The sequence below is a fragment of the Streptomyces sp. NPDC055506 genome, assembly GCF_053643595.1.
On the sequence record NZ_JBSHKH010000072.1, the window covers coordinates 25,894 to 41,503 of the forward strand.

Genomic DNA, 15,610 nt, shown 5'->3' on the forward strand with positions numbered 1-15,610 from the left:
CTGAATCCACGCCCGGCGACGAGGTCGTCTCACGGCCTCCGGTGACCGATAGCTCGGCTGGTGACGATGATGACGACGACCGCGGCCAGGGCAACGGAGACGACGGACCGGGCGACGACGGACCCGGCTACGACAACTGACGGCCGGCGGCGCGTCTCCGCCCGGGTCCGCATCCTGCTCTGGCTGCTGCTCGTGATGGCCGTCGCGCTCGCCTCGGTCGCCATGACCACCCGCTCCTTCCTGCTGCGGGACGTCGACAACCGGATCAACCGCCTGCTCACCCAGGAGACCGGCGAGTTCGCCAACTTCGAGGAACGGGGCGGGGATCCGCAGACGGGCCGCCCGTTCAGCGACGCCGGCCGGCTGCTGACGGTGTTCCTCGAACGGCAGTACCCCGACGCGGACGAGGAGCTGATCGGCCTGGTCGGCCGGGCGGGCGGCGGCCCCCGGCAGATCCGCCAGCGGCACGACCTGCCCGTCGCCCTGCCCCTGCACCGGGATCCCCGGGCCAAGCGCGCCGTCTTCGAGTCGCCCGAGTCCTCCGGGGTGCTGCGGCGGCCCGAGGGCGAGATCCGCTGGGCCAAGGTCACCGTGGCCCGGCAGGGGCGGGCGCCGGACGCCGCGTTCGTGGTCGCCTTCCACCCGGAACGCGAGCGGGCGCGGGTGAACGACATGTTCCGCACGCTGCTCGTCATCTCCGGCGCCGCCCTGCTGCTGACCGTCGGCATCGCCTGGGCGGTCGCCGGGCGGATCCTCAAACCCGTGCGGGTGGTGCGCACCGCGGCGGCGCAGCTCACCGAGCAGGGCCTCACCCGGCGGATCCCGGTGCACGGCAACGACGACATAGCGGCCCTCGCCGAGACGTTCAACGGCATGCTCGACCGGCTGGAGCGGGCCTTCGCCGCCCAGCGCGAGTTCGTCGACGACGCGGGACACGAACTGCGTACCCCCATCACCATCGTGCGCGGACATCTGGAGCTGATGGGCGACGATCCGGCCGAGCGCGAGGAGACGGTCCGGCTGGTCACCGACGAGCTGGACCGGATGAGCCGCATCGTCGAGGACCTGCTGCTGCTCGCCAAGGCCGAACGCCCCGACTTCGTCACGCCCGAGCCGGTCCAAGTCGCCGAACTCACCGCCGACGTCTACGTCAAGGCCCGCACCCTGGGCGAACGCGACTGGCGGCTCGACGGGGTCGCCGACCTGGAGGCCGAGCTGGATCCGCAGCGGATCACCCAGGCCATGGTGCAGCTCGCGCAGAACGCCGTGCAGCACACCACGACCGGCCAGACCATCCGCATCGGCTCCCGCACCGACGGCCCGGACCTGGAGCTGTACGTCGCCGACTCCGGGCCCGGTGTGCAGCCCCAGGACGCCGAGGTGATCTTCGAACGCTTCCGCCGCGGCACGGCCCGCCGCGGCACCCGGGGCTCCGGCGCCGGACTCGGGCTGTCCATCGTCAAGGCGATCGCCGAGGGCCACCGGGGCCGGGTACGGCTCTACGGCACACCCGGCGGCGGCGCCGGCTTCGCCCTCGTACTGCACGCACCCCGGGCACCGGAAGGGGACCCCTCGTGAACCGCATCCTCATCGTCGAGGACGAGGAACGCATCGCCTCCTTCGTGGAGAAGGGCCTGCGCTCCAACGGCTTCACCACGACCGTCGTCACCGACGGCGACGCGGGCTACGAGTACGCCCTGACCGGCGGCTTCGACCTCGTCGTCCTGGACATCGGGCTGCCCGGCCGGGACGGCTTCACCATCCTGCGGGAGCTGCGCGAGGCACGGGTGTCGGTACCGGTGATCGTGCTGACCGCGCGGGACTCCGTACGGGACACGGTGGCCGGCCTGGAGGGCGGCGCCGACGACTGGATGACCAAGCCGTTCCGCTTCGAGGAGCTGCTCGCCCGGGTACGGCTGAGGCTCCGTACGGCGGCGCGGGCGCCGGAGGTGACGGTGCTCAGGTCGGGCTCCCTGAGCCTCGATCTGCGCACGCGCCGGGCCCGTTCCGGGGAGCGGACGGTCGATCTGACGGCGCGTGAGTTCGTGCTGCTGGAACTGTTCCTGCGGCATCCCGGGCAGGTGCTGTCGCGGGAGCAGATCCTGTCCCATGTGTGGGGGTACGACTTCGATCCGGGGTCGAACATCGTGGATGTGTATGTGCGGACGCTGCGGAAGAAGCTGGGGGCGGAGCGGGTGGAGACGGTGCGGGGGATGGGGTATCGGGTGCCGTAGTGCCACTCGGGCGCCGTTGCGGGGTGCGGGTTCGATGTGGTTGTTCGCGCAGTTCCCCGCGCCCCTGGGGCATGTGAAAGCTCCTTCATGTGAGGCTCATGGGCGGCTCACCGCGCTCGCCGAACCTCGATGGCGTGACCCTGAATCTGCGCTCCACCATCGCCTTGTGCGTGGCGCTGTCGTTGTGTGCGCTGCTTGCTGTACCCACGAACTTCCCGGGACTCGGCGGCGACGCCCGCCTCACGCTCGCCGTGTTCGTATTCGCGACCTGTGCCTGGATCGGGACGTCGATCGACGACACCTTCATCGCGCTGGGCGCCGGGCTCGCGCTCACGGTGACCGGGGTGATCAGCAGCGACACCCTGTTCGGCACGCTCGGCGATGCCACGGTGTGGCTGCTGATCTGCGCGTTCGTGCTGGCGGCCGCGGTGAGCCGGACCGGGCTCGCGGGCCGGGCGGCGGTGTTCCTGGTCAGCGGGGCACGCACGGTACGGCAGCTCGTGCACCTGACGACGGCCGCCCTGGTCGTCACGGCGTTCGCGGTGCCCGCCACCTCGGGCCGGGCCGCGCTCGCGCTGCCGGTGTTCCTCGCCCTCGCCAAGGTCCTCGCCGACCGGAAGCGACTGGTCATGATGCTGGCGTTGCTGTTTCCGACCGTGATCCTTCTGTCGGCGGTGGCGACCCTGATCGGCGCGGGCGCGCATCTGATCACCGTGTCGGTGCTGTGGGAGACGACCGGGCAGCACATCGGCTTCGCGGAGTGGCTGCTGCTGGGCCTGCCGCTGGCCGTGGCCTCGTCCCATCTGGCGGCCGAGCTGGTGATGCTGACGACGACCCGGCGGGCGGACCGCCGCGGCCCGGTCAGCATCACCCCGGAGCAGATCCAGGAACACAGCGAGCAGCCGGTGACCGGCCCCTGGAGCCAGGCCGAGAAGCGCTGCGCCCTGCTCCTGGCCACGGTGGTGCTGCTGTGGTGCAGTGAGCCGCTGCACCGGGTGCCGCCCGCGCTGGTCGCGCTGATCGGCGCCGTCATCGCCTCCTCCCCCGCCCTCGGCACGGTCCGTCTGAAGGACGCGCTGAAGACCGTCCCCTGGTCGCTGCTGCTGTTCATGGCGGCGACGATGGCGATGGGCGTCGCGCTCGCCGACTCGGGAGCGGCGAAGTGGCTGGTCTCGGGGCTGCCGACGAGCGAGGCTCCGGTGGTGTTCCTGGCGATCGTGATCGCCGTCAGTACGGCGGCCCACCTGGTCCTGCAGTCCCGCTCGGCCCGCTCGTCGGTCCTGGTCCCGCTGGTGGTGGCCGCCGCCGTCGGCGTCGGGGTCAACCCGGTCGCCGCCGCGCTCGTCTCCACCGCAGCCGCGGGCTTCTGCCACACCCTGCCCGCCTCGGCCAAGCCGGTCACGCTCTTCGCGCAGATCCCCGGCACGCCGACCTACACCCCGCGCGACCTGCTGCGGCTGTCCGCGTTCCTGGCGCCGCTGACCGCCGCGCTCGTCCTGCTCTTCGCCGTCGCGGTGTGGCCGCTGCTCGGCGTGTCCGTCACCCGTTGAGGAGTCCTCATGCTGACCCGTGTCGTCGTAGCCCCCAGCGGCTTCAAGGAGTCCCTGTCCGCGGAGGCGGCGGCCGACGCCATCGCCGCCGGTGTCCGCCGTGTCCTGCCCGACGCCGACATCGACCTGGTTCCGCTGGTGGACGGCGGCGAGGGCACGGCGCTCGCCCTGGCCGCCGCGACCGGCGGCCGGCTCGTCACCGTGCCCGCCACCGGTCCCGTCGGGGAGACCATCGGCGCCCATTTCGCCCTGCTGGGCTCGGGGGACACGGCGGTGGTGGAGATGGCGGCGGTCGCGGGCCTCTCCCTCGTCCCGCGCGACCTGCGCGACCCGGGCGCCACCACCACCTACGGCGTCGGCGAGCTGATCCGCTCCGCGCTCGACCTGGGCGTCAGGCGGATCCTCGTCGGCTGCGGCGACTCGGGCACCTCGGACGGCGGCGCGGGCGCGCTCCAGGCACTCGGGGCCCGGCTCCTGGACGAGGAGGACCAGGAACTGCCGTACGGAGGAGCCGCGTTGACGCGTCTGCACCGCATCGATCCACGGGGCCTGGACTCCCGGCTGGCGGACGTGGAGCTGCTGGTGGCCTGCAACCCCTACAACGTGCTGTGCGGCGAGCGGGGCGTCGCCCGGGTCTTCGGCCCGCAGAAGGGCGCGACGCCGGCCCAGGTCGAGGAGCTGTCTGCCGGCCTGGAGAACTGGGCCTTCGTCCTCACCCGCGATGTCGCCGTCCCGGACACGAACCTCCGCCACGGTCCCGGAACGGGGGCCTCCGGCGGTCTGGGAGCCGGCCTCGCCGCCCTCGGCGCCCGGCTCCTCCCCCGCTTCGACGTGCTGCTCGACCATCTCGACCTGGACGCCCGGCTGGCCCGCGCCGACCTGGTCATCACCGCCGAGGGCGCCCTGGACCACCAGACACCGCGCGGAAAGGTCCCGGCCGAGGTGGCCCGCCGGGCCAAGCTCCACGGCCGCCCGGTCCTGGCCCTCGCGGGCACGCTCGGCGAGGGCGCGCACGAGGTGCCCGGCGTGGACGCGTTCAGCGGGATCCTGCCGGCGCCGATGGCCCTGGCGGAGGCCCTGGTGCGGGCCTCCGAACTCCTCACGGACGCGACCGAACGCGCCCTGCGGATGATCCTGCTGGGCGCCCGGCTACCGGCTCACGCGGAGGTGTCCGGGACGCAACGGCCGTCCTCCGTACGGTAGTTCCACCGCGCGCCGTCCTGGACCAGCTCCTTGACGGCGCTGACGAACCGCTCGACGTGCTCGTCGGGCGTGCCCGCGCCGAAGCTCACGCGGATGGCGTTGAGGGACTTCTCGCCGGGAGCCGCCTCCGGTGCGCCGCACTCGCCCTGGGTCTGCGGGTCGCTGCCCAGCAGGGTCCGCAGCAGGGGGTGGGCGCAGAACAGCCCGTCCCGTACCCCGATGCCGTACTCGGCGGAGAGGGCGGCGGCGAAGTGGGAGCTGTTCCAGCCCTCGACGACGAAGGAGATGACGCCGACGCGCGGGGCGTCGTCACCGAAGAGGGAGAGGATCCGGACCTCCGGCACCTCGGCGAGGCCCGTACGCACCTTCTCGATCAGGTACTGCTCGCGCGCGACCAGGTTGTCGAAGCCGGCCTCCGTGAGCGCCGTGCAGGCGGAGGCGATGGAGTAGGCGCCGATGACGTTCGGGGAGCCGGCCTCGTGCCGGGCGGCGCTCTCGTGCCACTCCACGTCGACGCCGCCGTCCGTACGCCGCGCCACCTTCCGCGACGCACCGCCACCGGCGAGGTAGGGGTCCGCCGCACGCAGCCAGTCGGCCCGGCCGGCCAGGACACCGGAGCCGAAGGGCGCGTACAGCTTGTGCCCGGAGAAGGCGACCCAGTCGACGTCGAGGTCCGCGACGGACACCGGGTGGTGCGGGGCCAGCTGGGCGGCGTCCAGCACGATCCGGGCGCCATGGGCGTGCGCGGCCGCCGCGAGCTCCCGTACGGGCCACAGCTCGCCGGTGACGTTCGAGGCGCCGGTGACGCAGACGAGGGCCGGACCGTAGCCCCCCTCGATCGACACAGTCCGGTCGGCCAGGGCGCGCTCCAGGGTCTCGACGGCCTGGCGCGGGCTGCTCGGGGCGTCGAGGTAGGTGACCCGGGCGTTCCGCCAGGGCAGCAGGGAGGCGTGGTGCTCGGTCTCGAAGACGAAGACCTGGCAGTCGGCCGGGAGCGCGGCGGCGAGGAGGTTCAGGGAGTCGGTGGTGGACCGGGTGAACACCACCTGGTCACCGTCCCGGCAGTCCAGGAACTCCGCGACGGTCCGCCGGGCGTTCTCGAAGAGATCGGTCGACAGCTGGGACAGGTACCCGGCACCGCGGTGGACGCTGCCGTAGTACGGGGCGTAGGCGGCGACGTCGTCCCAGACGCGCTGGAGCGCCGGGGCGCTGGCGGCGTAGTCGAGCGCGGCGTAGGTGACCTCGCCCCCGGTCACGAGCGGCACGGTGACATCCCGGCCGAGAACGGGCAGCGAGGCACAAACGGACTGGTCGGCGGCAGCGGTGGAGACAGACATGGCGGAACTCCCGTGAGAGACAGGGGGTGAGAGAAAAGGGGTGTGCGGAGGCGGGGCTCTGCGGCCCTATCGCATTCGCTTGCTCACGGAAGACTCCTCGACGACCAGGACCCCTGGTATCGCGAGGGGTCCGCGCTTGCCACAGACCTCGCTGCCTGCGGCCTGGTCTTCACCCGGGGCACCCCGCCACGGACGGAGGGTTGCCGGACAGTCGGCCGGGGCCGTTTGACTGTCACTCATGACCTGATCAGGAACGTACGCGAAAAGATCGGCGCCCCGCAACCCGAGTCCGGATCGCGGGACGCCGCACGGTAGGCACTACTTGTTGCTCGCAGCCACCCAGCGCTCCAGGGTCCGCTTCGCCGCCCCCGAGTCGATCGACTCCGCCGCCTTCGCCATCCCGGCTCGGATCTGGTCGGCCAGCGGCGCTTGTGTCGGCTCCAGCGCCACCAGCGCCGCCGCCGAGTTCAGCACGACCGCGTCGCGGACCGGCCCGGTCTCGCCCTCCAGCAGACGGCGGGCGACCTCGGCGTTGTAGGAGGCGTCCGCGCCGCGCAGGGCCTCCACGGGGACCAGTTCGAGGCCCACGTCGCGCGGGTCGAAGGGCTCCTCGGACACCTTGCCGTCCCGGACGATCCACACCCGGGACGTGGCCGTGGTGGTCAGTTCGTCCAGGCCGTCGTCGCCGCGGAAGACCAGGGACGAGTTGCCGCGCTCGGCGAAGACGCCCGCGACGATCGGTGCCATGCGCGGGTCCGCGACCCCGACGGCCTGTGCCCGCACCTTCGCGGGGTTGGTCAGCGGACCGAGGACGTTGAAGATCGTGCGGACCCCCAACTGGCCACGGGCCGCTCCCGCATGCCGCATCGCGGGGTGGAACTTCGCCGCGAAGCAGAAGGTGATCCCGGCCTCCTCGGCGACCCCGGCCACCCGGTGCGTGGGCAGCTCCAGGTTGACGCCGAGCTTCTCCAGGACGTCGGACGCCCCGGACGCCGACGACGCGGCGCGGTTGCCGTGCTTGACGACCTTCGCGCCGGTGCCGGCGATGACGATGGCCGACATCGTGGAGATGTTGACGGTCTTCGCGCCGTCGCCGCCCGTGCCGACGATGTCGACGGCCGGGCCCGGCACCTCGATCACGTTCGCGTGCTCGTACATCGCCCGGACGAATCCGGCGATCTCCTCGACGGTCTCGCCCTTGGCGCGCAGCGCCACGACGAACCCGGCGATCTGCGCGTCCGTCGCCTCACCGCGCATGATCAGGTCCATCGCCCAGGCGGTGTCGTCGGCGGTCAGGTCCCGGCGGTCCAGCAGGCCGTTCAGCAGGGCGGGCCAGGAGCGGCCCGCCGCGGTGTCGCCTCCAGCGGGGGTCACAGCGCTCATAAGCCGCTCCTGGGTCGTCGTACGTCACGTAAAAGCAGTGGTCCCACCCTATCCAGCCCCGGGCACCGCGAAGGGCCCCGTCCGAACACCGGACGGGGCCCCTGTCGTGGCGTGGCGAAGCAGCGATCAGTGGTGGCCGTGGCCGCTCGTGATCTCCCGGTACTCCTCGGCGGTGGGCTTCGGGATCTGGGCCCCCTCGCCGTAGTAGGACTCGCTGAGCTTGGCGCGCAGCTTCTCGGAGCCCTTCACCTTGCGCTCGACACCGTTCTCGTCGGTCGTGGGACCGATCTCGGCCGGCTGGTACTGCTCGTGCGCGGTGAGCGTGTACATCTGCTCCTGGCTGAGCGGCTCGTGCACCTCGATGAACTCACCGTGCGGCAGGCGCTTGATGATGCCCGACTCGCGGCCGTGCAGCACCTTCTCCTTGTCCCGGCGCTGCAGGCCGAGGCAGATCCGCTTGGTGACGATGAAGGCGATGACCGGTCCGAGGAAGAACCCGATCCGGACGAACCAGGTGACCGAGTTGATCGACAGATGGAAGTGCGTGGCGACGATGTCGTTGCCACCGCCGATCAGCATGATGATGTAGCCGGTGACCCAGGCGACGCCCACACCGGTGCGGGTCGGGGCGTTGCGCGGCCGGTCCAGGATGTGGTGCTCGCGCTTGTCCCCGGTGACCCACGACTCGATGAACGGGTAGAGGGCGATGATCGCGAGGAAGACACCGAAGAGCACCAGCGGGATGAACACGCCCAGGACCAGCGTGTGGCCCCAGAAGTTGATTTCCCAGCCCGGCATCGCGCGGATCAGACCCTCTGCGAAGCCCATGTACCAGTCGGGCTGGGCACCGGTCGACACCTGGTCGGGACGGTAGGGGCCCAGGACCCAGATCGGGTTGACCGTCGCGATGCCGGCGAGGGCCGCGATGACACCGAAGACCAGGAAGAAGAAGCCTCCGGCCTTGGCCATGTAGACCGGCAGCAGCGGCATGCCGACGACGTTCTTGTTGGTCCGTCCGGGACCCGCGAACTGGGTGTGCTTGTGGTAGAAGACCAGGATCAGGTGGCCGACCACGAGCCCGAGCATGATGCCCGGCAGCAGCAGGATGTGGATCGAGTAGAACCGGGCGACGAAGTCGGTACCCGGGAACTCCCCGCCGAACAGGAACATCGAGATGTACGTGCCCACGATCGGCACGGACAGGATCGCGCCCTGCGTGAAGCGGACACCGGTGCCGGAGAGCAGGTCGTCCGGGAGCGAGTAGCCGGTGAAACCGGTGAACATGCCCAGGACGAACAGCAGGAAGCCGAACAGCCAGTTGATCTCGCGCGGCTTGCGGAACGCGCCGGTGAAGAAGACGCGCATCATGTGCACGAACATGCCGGCGAGGAAGATGATCGCCGCCCAGTGGTGGATCTGCCGGATCAGCAGGCCGCCGCGGACGTCGAAGCTGATGTCCAGGGTGGAGGCGAACGCCTCCGACATCAGCTGCCCCTGGAGCGGGACGTAACTGCCGTGGTACTCCACCTCGTTCATCGACGGGTGGAAGAACAGCGTCAGATACACACCCGTGAGGATGATGATGATGAAGCTGTAGAGGCAGATCTCACCCAGCATGAAGGACCAGTGGTCCGGGAAGATCTTACGCATGTTGGCCTTGGCCAGGGAGTAGATCCCCAGGCGGCCGTCGGCCCAGTCGGCGACCCGCTCACCCGCGGGTGCCTTGCGGCGTTCTTGTGCAGTGCTCATCCGCGCTCCCAGAAAGCAGGGCCGACGGGCTCGTCGAAGTCGCCGAGCGCCTCGAGATAGCCCTCGTCGTTCACGCCGATGCGGAGCTGCGGCAGGGCGTGACCGGCCGGACCGAAGATCACTCGGGCACCGTCGGAGAGGTCGAAGGTGGACTGGTGGCAGGGGCAGAGCACGTGGTGCGTCTGCTGCTCGTACAGGGAGATCGGGCAACCGACGTGGGTGCAGATCTTCGAGTACGCGACGATGCCCTCGTGCGACCACTCGAGCTCGCGCTTGTCCTTGATGTTCTCCGGCTGGATCCGGACGATCATCAGGGCGGCCTTGGCGATCTCGTTCTGGAATTCGTGGTCGTGCTCCTCCAGGCCCTCGGGCTTGGCGAAGGTCAGCGAACCGACCGCGACGTCCGAGGGACGCAGCGGCTCGTCCGTGTTCATGTTGACGAGCAGCTTGCCCTTGGACCACAGCGTGTGGCGGAGCTTGGTGCCGGGCAGCGGGCCGAGGTCGCGCAGCAGCACGACACCGGAGAGCGGCACCAGCGTGAGCGCGCCGAGCATGGTGTTGCGGATCAGCTTGCGGCGGCCGAGCGCGGACTCCTTGGCGCCCTGCTTGAAGTCCGCGAAGACCTTCTCGCGGACCTCGGGCGTCGCCGCGATCGCGTGCCGCTCGTCGGCGACCTCCACGTCGGACATCAGGGTGCGCGCCCAGTGGACGGCGCCCGCGCCGATGCAGAACAGCGCGATGCCGAGCGTCATGCCCAGCGCGAAGTTCAGCGCGCTGATGTGACCCAGCGGGAAGATGAAGACCGACTTGTCGACCGGGATCGCCACGAACGATGCGATGAAGGCGACGGTGGCCAGCATCGACACCGTGAACAGCAGGGCCACCGAACGCTCGGACCGCTTGGCGGCCCGCTCGTCGACGTCCTGGATCCGGTGCTCGTGGGGAGGCAGGCCCGGGTCGGCGAACGGGTGCTTGTCGTCCGGGACGCTCACCGCGTCGTGCCCGTGCTCGTCACGTCCCGCGTGCTCGGCGGGCAGGTTCTCTTCTGGAATGTCTTGGCTACTCATGACTTCTTGGCCTTTGCGGTCCGGGCGGCGACCCACACGGCGACGGCGATCAGTCCGCCGAGACCGAAGATCCAGCCGAACAGGCCCTCGCTGACCGGCCCGAGGCCGCCGAGCTCGAGGCCGCCGGGGCTCTCGGTCTTGTCGCTGTTGACCGCGTCGAGGTAAGCGATGATGTCCTTCTTGTTCTCCTCCGACAGCGTGGTGTCGGGGAAGGACGGCATGTTCTGCGGGCCGGTCTGCATGGCCTCGTAGAGGTGCTTCGCGGAGACGCCCTCGAGGGTCGGCGCGTACTTGCCGTGCGTCAGCGCGCCGCCCTTGCCGGTGAAGTTGTGGCACTGCGCGCAGTTGGTGCGGAACAGCTCACCGCCCTCGGCGATGTCGGCGCCCTCGGGGCCGTACTGCTCCTCCGTCGGGATGGACGGACCGGCGCCCAGCGAGGCGATGTACGCCGCGAGCTGGTCGATCTCGGCCTGCGAGTAGATGTTCTTCTTCGCCGGGACCTGCGGGCCCTGCGAGGTGGCGGCCGGCATGCGGCCGGTGCCCACCTGGAAGTCGACGGCCGCGGCGCCCACACCCACCAGGCTCGGCCCGTCGGAGGTGCCCTGACCGCCGGTGCCGTGGCAACTGGCGCAACCGACCGAGTAGAGCTTCTTGCCCTCCTCGATGGTGAGGGACTGGGCGGTTTCGTCGGCCTTCGCCGGGCTCGTCGGTGCGAACACGGCATACAGCCCCCCGGTGCATGCCAGCGCGAGGAGTAGGACGACGAGCGCCGCCATCGGGTGGCGTCGTCGTGCGGAGAGCTTTTTCACGGATTACCCCGGTGTCAGGATCTTCTGCGTCGATGCTTCTGGGATGCGCGCTTCGTCGAGCACGCGTGGATGCGGGCCCTGCTACTTGATCATGTAGATCGTGGCGAAGAGGCCGATCCAGACGACATCGACGAAGTGCCAGTAGTAGGACACGACGATCGCGGCGGTCGCCTGCTCATGGGTGAACCTGCTGGCCGCATAGGTCCGGCCGAGGACCAGCAGGAAGGCGATGAGACCGCCTGTCACGTGCAGGCCGTGGAAGCCGGTGGTCAGGTAGAACACCGAGCCGTACGGGTCGGAGGACAGGGACAGGCCCGCGTCCTTGACCAGCTCCGTGTACTCGAAGACCTGACCGCCGATGAAGATCGCACCCATCACGAAGGTGACGATGAACCACATCCGGAGCTTCTTCACATCACCGCGCTCGGCGGCGAAGACGCCGAGCTGGCAGGTGAGGGAGGAGAGCACCAGGATGGTGGTGTTCGTCGCCGAGAACGGGAAGTTGAGATGGGCAGCCATCTCCTTCCAGTGATCGGGACCCGTCACCGATCGCAGGGTGAAGTACATCGCGAAGAGGGCCGCGAAGAACATCAGCTCGGAACTCAACCAGATGATGGTTCCGACGCTGGTGAGGTTCGGCCGGTTGACCGACGGGTGCGCGTGCCCGGTTTCTGCTGTCGTTGCTGTCGCCACGACCGACATTATGTCGGTCGCTTATCCCGCCCTCACTCCGGGGGGTGCCGTTCGGAGTGTCTTCGCCTGTCGTACCGGTGTTGACGTGGTGTTCAAGGGAGTAGCATCCCGCCCATCGGGCCTGTCCTTACGACGCTGACGTCACGGAGGAACAATGCAGCCGACCGCCACGGTGCTGGTCTACAGCGACGACTCCAACACCCGCGAACAGGTGCGGCTCGCCACGGGGCGGCGGCCGGCTCCGGACGTCCCTGTGGTGGAGTTCCTGGAGTGTGCGACTCCGGACGCGGTGCTCAGGGAGCTGGACCGGGGTGGGATCGATGTCTGTGTGCTGGACGGTGAGGCCGTGCCGATGGGGGGCATGGGGGTCTGCCGGCAGATCAAGGACGAGGTGTTCGACTGCCCGCCGGTGCTGTTGCTGATCGGGCGGCCGCAGGATGCGTGGCTGGCGACCTGGAGTCGTGCGGAGTCGGCTGTGACGTTGCCGGTGGAGCCGGTGGAGTTCGCGGCCGCGCTGGCTGCTTTGCTGCGGGAGAAGAAGGCTTTGAACGCCTGAGGGCTCGGGGCTGCCGGTTGTGTGGCGGGTGCGGGTGCGTGGGGGCTGTTCGCGCCCACGCGGCGGAGCCGCATATCGATACAGCCCCGCGCCCCTGAGGGCGATCCCCTGAGGGCGTCTAGACGCTCTGTGGGCGTAGGCGGGCTCTGTCGGCCGCTGTGGGGCCGTCCGGGGTGCCGCCCAGGAGGGCGCTGCCTGTGCGCCACTTCTGCCAGTCGAGGTTCCAGTCGCCGAAGCCGTTGCCGAAGGGTGCCATCGTGTCGCCGCCGGAGTTGATGACCTTGACGATGTCGCCCTCGCGGACGGTGTCGTAGAACCACGCGGCGTTCTCGGTGCTCATGCCGGTGCAGCCGTGGCTGACGTTGGCGGCTCCCTGGGAGCCGACCGACCAGGGGGCGGCGTGGACGTACTCGCCGCTGTTGGTGACCCGGACGGAGTGGTGGACGATCAGGTCGTAGAAGTCCGAGGCGCCGATGCTGGCGCTGGTCATGCGGACGGTGCCTTCCTTGGCCAGGACGACCTTGACGCCGTTGCGGGTGTCGTAGCCGGGCATACCCGTCGTCACCGGTATCTGGCGGATGATCTCGTCGTTCTTGTAGACCGTCATCTGGTGGGCCGAGGCGTCCGTGACGGCTATGAGCTTGTCGGCGGTGCTGAACGTCAGCGGTTTGGCCTTGCCGCCGCCCCAGAGACGGTCGCCGATCTTGATGCCCTCCAGGTTGCTGCGGACCTGGACGGTGGCCTGTGCGGGCCAGTAGTCCTTCGGGCGGTAGTGGAGCTTCTTGTCGTCCACCCAGTGCCAGGCGCCGTCCACCGCGGGTATGGAGGAGACCTTGAGCGCGCGTTCGACGACGGCCCGCTGGGCCCTGTCCTTGACGGGCCGGCTCAGCTCGGCGGTGACGGGCTGGCCGACGCCGTAGGTGCCCGCCTTGGGGCCGAAGGTGACGTCCAGGCGCTTCTTGGTGGTGGGCTTGCCGGTGTCGAAGGTGACGACCTTGCGGCCGGGCGCCCCGTCCTCGTCCTCGGTGCTCACACGGACCGTGTAGCCGGCGTTGGCGGCGAGCGGCGCGGTGCTGTGCCAGCGGCTGCCGTCGGCGGCGAGTTCGCCCGCCAGATAGCGTCCGGCGGCGTCGTAGGCCGTGACGTCCGTGATGCGCCCGTCGGAGTCCTCGGCGACCACTTCCAGGGGCTTGTCCGGGTCGGCCTTCTCACGGCCCTCGGAGGGGCCGTTGAAGGAGATCTGGTCCGCCGCGTCGTAGGGGCGGTGGGAGAGCGGGTTGCCGTCCGAGCCGCAGGCGGTGATGACGCCCGCGCTGAGGGCTATCACCAGCAGCGTGCAACTGACGACGGTGCGGGGCCTGAATATCGCTGTGTGGCTCATGACCTCACGCTAGGAAGCCACGTCAACACCGGCACGCCGAGAGACTCGTACGAGTGACACGTATTGCGGCAAGAAGCAGGGGCCCGGACGCTCCTCTCGGAGTGTCCGGGCCCCTGAAACGCTCGGCGCGTGTTACTGGGTGCGGTTCTCACCGCGGTAGTACTCGAAGACCCAGCCCCAGATGCCGACCAGGATGATCGGCAGCGAGAAGTACATCAGCCACCAGCCGATCGCGACCGACAGGAAGGCGAGAGCGCCTCCGACGGCCAGGGAGAGCGGCTGCCAGCTGTGCGGGCTGAAGAACCCGACCTCGCCGGCGTCGTCCGCGACGTCCGCCTCCTTGTTGTCCTGTGCACCGACGTCGACCCGCTTGGCCGTGAAGCCGAGGTAGAAGCCGATCATGATGCACAGGCCGAAGGCCAGGAAGAGGGCCGTGGTACCGGCCGGCTCCTTCGACCACACGCCATAGACGACCGCCATGACGAGCACGAAGACGCTCAGCCACATGAACATCTTGCCCTGGATCTTCACTTGCCGGCCTCCTTGCCACCAGCGAGGGACTTCTCGCCGTGACCGACGTTCTCGAGCTGGTCGAGAGCGGCGATCTCCGGGTGGTGCAGGTCGAACGCCGGAGATTCGCTGCGGATCCGCGGCATGGTGATGAAGTTGTGCCGCGGCGGCGGGCAGGACGTCGCCCACTCCAGCGAGCGGCCGTAGCCCCACGGGTCGTCGACCTCGACCGGCTTGCCGTACTTGGCCGTCTTCCACACGTTGTAGAAGAACGGCAGGATCGACATGCCGAGCAGGAACGAGCTGATCGTCGAGATCGTGTTCAGCGCGGTGAAGCCGTCGGCCGCCAGGTAGTCGGCGTAACGACGCGGCATGCCCTCGGCGCCCAGCCAGTGCTGGACCAGGAAGGTGCCGTGGAAGCCGATGAACAGCGTCCAGAAGGTGATCTTGCCGAGGCGCTCGTCCAGCATCTTGCCGGTCCACTTCGGCCACCAGAAGTGGAAGCCGGAGAACATCGCGAACACCACGGTGCCGAAGACGACGTAGTGGAAGTGGGCCACCACGAAGTACGAGTCGGAGACGTGGAAGTCCATCGGCGGCGAGGCCAGGATGACACCGGTCAGACCACCGAAGGTGAAGGTGATCAGGAAGCCGGTCGCCCAGAGCATCGGTGTCTCGAAGGACAACGAGCCCTTCCACATGGTGCCGATCCAGTTGAAGAACTTCACACCGGTCGGGACCGCGATCAGGAAGGTCATGAAGGAGAAGAACGGCAGCAGCACACCGCCGGTGACGTACATGTGGTGCGCCCACACCGTCACGGACAGGCCCGCGATCGCGATGGTCGCGCCGATCAGACCCGTGTAACCGAACATCGGCTTACGGGAGAAGACCGGAATGACCTCGGAGATGATGCCGAAGAACGGCAGGGCGATGATGTACACCTCTGGATGGCCGAAGAACCAGAAGAGGTGCTGCCACAGCAACGCCCCGCCGTTGGCGGAGTCGAAGATGTGGGCGCCGAACTTGCGGTCCGCCTCCAGGGCGAACAGCGCGGCCGCGAGGACCGGGAAGGCGAGCAGGACCAGCACGCCGGTCAGCAGCACGTTCCAGGTGAAGATCGGCATGCGGAACATCG

The 15,610-nt window shown here is 69.6% G+C and carries 14 protein-coding genes, 1 pseudogene and 1 riboswitch; of the genes and pseudogenes, 6 read left to right on the forward strand and 9 right to left on the reverse strand.

The window, feature by feature from the left end:
• The 5 genes and pseudogenes from ACWIF2_RS25245 to ACWIF2_RS25265 all read left to right on the forward strand — a co-directional run.
• Window positions 1-140 (forward strand): annotated as a pseudogene (locus tag ACWIF2_RS25245) (small secreted hydrophilic protein); the annotation flags it as partial.
• 55 nt (window positions 141-195) lie between these two features.
• Window positions 196-1,578 carry an ATP-binding protein gene (locus tag ACWIF2_RS25250; RefSeq protein ID WP_454362926.1) on the forward strand — a complete coding sequence of 461 codons (1,383 nt, stop codon included), beginning with the start codon at window positions 196-198 and terminating at the stop codon, window positions 1,576-1,578.
• Window positions 1,575-2,234, forward strand: a complete 660-nt coding sequence (locus tag ACWIF2_RS25255; protein ID WP_215121980.1) for a response regulator transcription factor — start codon at window positions 1,575-1,577, stop codon at window positions 2,232-2,234. The genes ACWIF2_RS25250 and ACWIF2_RS25255 overlap by 4 nt, the downstream gene beginning before the upstream one ends.
• A gap of 134 nt (window positions 2,235-2,368) precedes the next feature.
• Window positions 2,369-3,784 carry an SLC13 family permease gene (locus ACWIF2_RS25260; RefSeq protein ID WP_454362916.1) on the forward strand — a complete coding sequence of 472 codons (1,416 nt, stop codon included), beginning with the start codon at window positions 2,369-2,371 and terminating at the stop codon, window positions 3,782-3,784.
• A gap of 9 nt (window positions 3,785-3,793) precedes the next feature.
• A complete protein-coding gene (locus tag ACWIF2_RS25265; protein ID WP_454362917.1) occupies window positions 3,794-4,987 on the forward strand; it encodes a glycerate kinase in 1,194 nt (397 codons plus the stop codon).
• Here the strand turns inward: ACWIF2_RS25265 and ACWIF2_RS25270 are convergent.
• The 6 genes from ACWIF2_RS25270 to ctaE form a co-directional block, all read right to left on the reverse strand.
• A complete protein-coding gene (locus ACWIF2_RS25270; RefSeq protein ID WP_454362918.1) occupies window positions 4,942-6,324 on the reverse strand; it encodes an aminotransferase class V-fold PLP-dependent enzyme in 1,383 nt (460 codons plus the stop codon). The two genes, ACWIF2_RS25265 and ACWIF2_RS25270, sit on opposite strands and share 46 nt — an antisense overlap.
• 127 nt (window positions 6,325-6,451) lie before the next feature.
• Window positions 6,452-6,568, reverse strand: a riboswitch (SAM riboswitch).
• Window positions 6,569-6,642: 74 nt separating this feature from the next.
• Complete coding sequence (trpD, locus tag ACWIF2_RS25275) at window positions 6,643-7,707, reverse strand: anthranilate phosphoribosyltransferase (RefSeq protein ID WP_454362919.1); 1,065 nt, start codon at window positions 7,705-7,707, stop codon at window positions 6,643-6,645.
• Window positions 7,708-7,833: 126 nt separating this feature from the next.
• A complete protein-coding gene (gene qcrB, locus ACWIF2_RS25280; RefSeq protein WP_454362920.1) occupies window positions 7,834-9,456 on the reverse strand; it encodes a cytochrome bc1 complex cytochrome b subunit in 1,623 nt (540 codons plus the stop codon).
• Window positions 9,453-10,523 (reverse strand): cytochrome bc1 complex Rieske iron-sulfur subunit, encoded by a 1,071-nt coding sequence (qcrA, locus tag ACWIF2_RS25285; RefSeq protein ID WP_454362921.1) that lies wholly within the window; start codon window positions 10,521-10,523, stop codon window positions 9,453-9,455. Before qcrA ends, qcrB begins: the two co-directional genes overlap by 4 nt.
• On the reverse strand, window positions 10,520-11,332 hold the full coding sequence (gene qcrC, locus ACWIF2_RS25290) for a cytochrome bc1 complex diheme cytochrome c subunit (RefSeq protein ID WP_382499239.1): 813 nt from the start codon (window positions 11,330-11,332) through the stop codon (window positions 10,520-10,522). The genes qcrA and qcrC overlap by 4 nt, the downstream gene beginning before the upstream one ends.
• A gap of 81 nt (window positions 11,333-11,413) precedes the next feature.
• Window positions 11,414-12,034 carry an aa3-type cytochrome oxidase subunit III gene (gene ctaE / locus ACWIF2_RS25295; protein WP_184596414.1) on the reverse strand — a complete coding sequence of 207 codons (621 nt, stop codon included), beginning with the start codon at window positions 12,032-12,034 and terminating at the stop codon, window positions 11,414-11,416.
• A 145-nt stretch (window positions 12,035-12,179) separates the two neighbouring features.
• Between ctaE and ACWIF2_RS25300 the strand changes: the two genes are divergently transcribed.
• Window positions 12,180-12,581, forward strand: coding sequence for a hypothetical protein (locus ACWIF2_RS25300; RefSeq protein WP_454362922.1), 402 nt, complete (start codon window positions 12,180-12,182; stop codon window positions 12,579-12,581).
• Between the two features lie 118 nt (window positions 12,582-12,699).
• Here ACWIF2_RS25300 and ACWIF2_RS25305 read toward each other — a convergent pair whose 3' ends face one another.
• From ACWIF2_RS25305 to ACWIF2_RS25315, 3 genes are all read right to left on the reverse strand, one after another.
• A complete protein-coding gene (locus ACWIF2_RS25305; protein WP_454362923.1) occupies window positions 12,700-13,962 on the reverse strand; it encodes an Ig-like domain-containing protein in 1,263 nt (420 codons plus the stop codon).
• 132 nt (window positions 13,963-14,094) lie between these two features.
• On the reverse strand, window positions 14,095-14,493 hold the full coding sequence (locus ACWIF2_RS25310; protein ID WP_454362924.1) for a cytochrome c oxidase subunit 4: 399 nt from the start codon (window positions 14,491-14,493) through the stop codon (window positions 14,095-14,097).
• Window positions 14,490-15,610: cytochrome c oxidase subunit I (locus ACWIF2_RS25315; protein WP_399906513.1), on the reverse strand; the 1,121-nt coding region annotated here is incomplete at its 5' end. The genes ACWIF2_RS25310 and ACWIF2_RS25315, both read right to left, overlap by 4 nt.

Coding starts and splice junctions, on each gene's coding strand:
- qcrB (WP_454362920.1), bottom strand. CDS start 9,456: ATGAGCACTGCACAAGAACGCCGCAAGGCACCCGCGGGTGAGCGGGTC.
- qcrA (WP_454362921.1), bottom strand. CDS start 10,523: ATGAGTAGCCAAGACATTCCAGAAGAGAACCTGCCCGCCGAGCACGCG.
- ACWIF2_RS25265 (WP_454362917.1), top strand. CDS start 3,794: ATGCTGACCCGTGTCGTCGTAGCCCCCAGCGGCTTCAAGGAGTCCCTG.
- trpD (WP_454362919.1), bottom strand. CDS start 7,707: ATGAGCGCTGTGACCCCCGCTGGAGGCGACACCGCGGCGGGCCGCTCC.
- ACWIF2_RS25305 (WP_454362923.1), bottom strand. CDS start 13,962: ATGAGCCACACAGCGATATTCAGGCCCCGCACCGTCGTCAGTTGCACG.
- ACWIF2_RS25300 (WP_454362922.1), top strand. CDS start 12,180: ATGCAGCCGACCGCCACGGTGCTGGTCTACAGCGACGACTCCAACACC.
- ctaE (WP_184596414.1), bottom strand. CDS start 12,034: ATGTCGGTCGTGGCGACAGCAACGACAGCAGAAACCGGGCACGCGCAC.
- ACWIF2_RS25270 (WP_454362918.1), bottom strand. CDS start 6,324: ATGTCTGTCTCCACCGCTGCCGCCGACCAGTCCGTTTGTGCCTCGCTG.
- ACWIF2_RS25250 (WP_454362926.1), top strand. CDS start 196: ATGGCCGTCGCGCTCGCCTCGGTCGCCATGACCACCCGCTCCTTCCTG.